The sequence below is a fragment of the Massilia sp. TSP1-1-2 genome, from assembly GCF_049896185.1.
Taxonomy (GTDB): domain Bacteria; phylum Pseudomonadota; class Gammaproteobacteria; order Burkholderiales; family Burkholderiaceae_D; genus Telluria_A.
The window spans coordinates 1-1,096 of sequence record NZ_JAFCTU010000116.1 but is presented as its reverse complement, the minus strand read 5'-3'; the positions used below and the strand labels follow the sequence as shown (position 1 = coordinate 1,096).

Sequence of the window (1,096 nt, the reverse complement as noted above, 5' to 3'; positions counted from 1 at the left end):
GGCGTTCTCAAAGACCAAGTGCAACACCTTCTGCTGTAAGGTGCCGCCATGGCAAAAATCTACAAACATCTGACTACTCAAGAGCGCGCCGTCGTCATGACCATGCGCGCCGACCAATGCTCTACCCGATCCATTGCTAAACGCCTTTGCCGTTCAGCCAGCACAATCAGTCGCGAACTCAAGCGCACGAGCGGCACTGGTGTCTACGACGCTGACCAGGCCCACGTGCAATGCCATGTGCGGCGCCTTCTGCCGCGCCGCCTGCCCAAGATGCACGTTGATGGCGCCTTGTTCCAAGTGGTTCGGCACCAGCTCAAACTTCTCTGGTCGCCGCAGCAAATAGCGCGCAAACTTAAGCTCCTTTGGCCCGACAATTCTGAAAAATCTGTGTCCCACGAGACCATCTACAACGCCATCTATTTGCATCCACGCGGAGAGCTCAAACGCGAGCTGATTGCCTGCCTCCGGCACCATAACCAAGTACGCAAACCGCGCAGCCGAGGCACCGATCGGCGCTACCAGATCCAAGACATGCAGAGCATCCATATTCGCCCTGCAGAGGTCGAGGACCGCCTCATCCCTGGTCACTGGGAGGGTGACCTGATCAAGGGCGCTGGCAACCGCTCCTCGGTCGGCACGCTAGTCGAACGTACGACCGGTTTTGTGGTGCTCGCCAAGATGGATAACGCGACCACCAAGGCCGTCGTCGACAGCTTCTCGGCAGTGCTCAACCGCGAGCCGGCGGCGATGCGCAAGACCATGACTTACGACCAAGGCCGCGAGATGCACGGCCACAAAATCCTCACTGAGCGAACTGGCGTCCAGATCTATTTCGCCGACCCGCACAGCCCTTGGCAGCGCGGCTCTAACGAGAACACCAATGGACTGCTACGCCAGTACATGCCGAAAGGATCTGACTTGTCAATCTACTCCCAAGACGAGCTCGATGCCATCGCCCTGTCGCTTAATACACGTCCGAGGGCGAGGCTAGATTATGAATCGCCGCTCGTCGTTTATACTCAGCACATAGCCTTGCTGCAACATCCGACTGACACTGTTAATTAACCCAGTGTTGCGCTTGGTATTTGAAACCGCC

General features: G+C 57.4%; 1 protein-coding gene. It reads left to right on the top strand.

Annotation, left to right across the window (positions count from 1 at the left end; genetic code table 11):
• Positions 1-48: 48 nt before the first annotated feature.
• Positions 49-1,065 (top strand): IS30 family transposase, encoded by a 1,017-nt coding sequence (locus ACP7BV_RS27160; protein ID WP_426108014.1) that lies wholly within the window; start codon positions 49-51, stop codon positions 1,063-1,065.
• The last annotated feature ends 31 nt before the right edge of the window (positions 1,066-1,096 follow it).

Bases quoted from the DNA above. Each gene is read 5' to 3' on its own strand.
- ACP7BV_RS27160 (WP_426108014.1), top strand. From the start codon at position 49: ATGGCAAAAATCTACAAACATCTGACTACTCAAGAGCGCGCCGTCGTC.